This is a genomic window from Acidocella sp. KAb 2-4 (assembly GCF_020567705.1).
GTDB lineage: Bacteria > Pseudomonadota > Alphaproteobacteria > Acetobacterales > Acetobacteraceae > Acidocella.
Map to the genome: position 1 here is coordinate 1 of NZ_JAJDJU010000063.1, position 1,692 is coordinate 1,692.

Here is a 1,692-nt window from a genome sequence, read left to right on the forward strand (position 1 = left end):
AAAGTAGCCGCCGATCTTGCGGAGATGCGCGGCATCGACAAGGCGCACATGGCACGTACCTTGGCGCTTCTGGAGCGCGTTGGCGCCATCAGCCGTGTGAAACGTGGCCGCTCCAAGATCATCGCCGTGACACCGGAAGGCGCTTTCCGTGGAGACCTGAGCCGCCACGGTGAAGCCGTCGCGCGCTACTCGGCCGAGGTCGTTCAGCTCCACCAGAAGCCCACCGCGTAACCGTCACCGCACGGGGTTTTTGCCAGGAGGCAAAAACCCCTAAGTGCGCCCTTCCCTCTGGTCGGGATGGGGGGTCTCGGGGGCTTGCCCCTGAGCAGGCACGGCTAGGCTATCTGCGGAGCGCCCCGTAAGGGGTGCGGAGTAGATGGCCGGTGGACCGCGAAGCTCCGAAGGAGTTTCGCGGTACAAGCCGCATCCTGTCCTAGTAGTTAAACAAAAAATCGTCGGTGTTTTTCGCGGCGCTTCGTGGGTTATTTGAGTGCCACCGCGACACAATGCGGGCAGTAATTCGACAAGAAAAACAAAAAAATTTTCGCTGCGAAAATGGTAACTTTGCTAAAATGAACATTGAAAGTTTTTGGGCCAATCCCGAAGGGCCCGAATGGGCGCACTTATACAAACTTTCGTTTGTAGCGCGGCAGGGGGCTCCGCCCCTGCACCCCTTCGGGCGCGTGACCGGCGGGGCCACACGTCCGAGCCAAGGGCGTTGCCCTTAGCGATCCCCTGGCGGGTGGGTGGCCCGCCCAGACGGCCCTGACGGGCCGCCCTACGGGGCTCCCGCTCTGCGCTCGCTCTGGGCCACCAGGACACCGCCACGGCGCGGCCTGGATGGCTGAGGGACGGCGTGTGGCTGGGTGCGTGCCCTAATCCCTCCCCGTGCCCCTGACACGCTCCAGGCGGCCCCTGTGAGCCGCCTACGCCCCTCAACTCTTCCCCCCCTGAGCCATGCTCCCCTCTCCACCAGCACCGGCCTCGATGCAGCAGAGCGAGCGCAGAGCGGGAGCCCCGTAGGGCGCGAAGCGTCTGCTGTGGCTTCCATCCCTGAATAAATCTTCTTTGGTATGGATACCGCCGGAAGGTAACGCAAAAAAAGTCAGATTTTCCGCCAATATTAAGCAAGAATCGCTTGACGAATGGTTGCGTACCACGCAACCATTGTTGCGTACCACGCAACTGTCAGAGGCGACAATGGCCATATCAACCGCTGAGCTACGCCGCCGGGGATACTCGGCGGATGACATCGAGTTAGCACGCACCGTTCAGGACGCTGGCAGACGGGCCGGAGCGCCCGCTAGGTCACTGGCCGAGATACTGACGGGGCAGCAGGCCAGAGCACGGCCTGGGAGCGCCGTTGTCGATCTGACCGCCCGCCAGCTTCGCCGGCGGGGAGGCTATGGCCAAGCCGCGCTCCTGGCAGACCAGGCGGCGCTTGCCGAGACCGACCCCGAGAAGGCAGAGCGGGCCAGGTTTCACGCCGCGGGCCTGGCTGCGCTGGGCAAATCGAAGCAGATGGAATTTGATTTCTTTGGAGGCGGGAACGTGAGCCTTGGACACCAGTACATTGACGCCGTGCAAAGCCGCTTGCTGAAAACCGCAGCCACGGCCCCGGAACGTGACGCCGCTCTTGCTACCTTGCTGCTCATCACACGTTACCTCGAATGGCAGGGGTACACCTGCACG

Annotated in this window: 1 protein-coding gene and 1 pseudogene; one reads left to right on the plus strand and one right to left on the minus strand. The window is 62.8% G+C overall.

Translation table 11 applies throughout. From position 1 onward, the window contains the following. A pseudogene (locus LI953_RS15305) lies at positions 1-231 on the plus strand (ArsR family transcriptional regulator); the annotation flags it as partial. Positions 232-1,308: 1,077 nt separating this feature from the next. On the opposite strand, the gene LI953_RS15310 reads toward LI953_RS15305, so the two are convergent. Further along, positions 1,309-1,692: hypothetical protein (locus LI953_RS15310; RefSeq protein ID WP_227076955.1), on the minus strand; the 384-nt coding region annotated here is incomplete at its 5' end.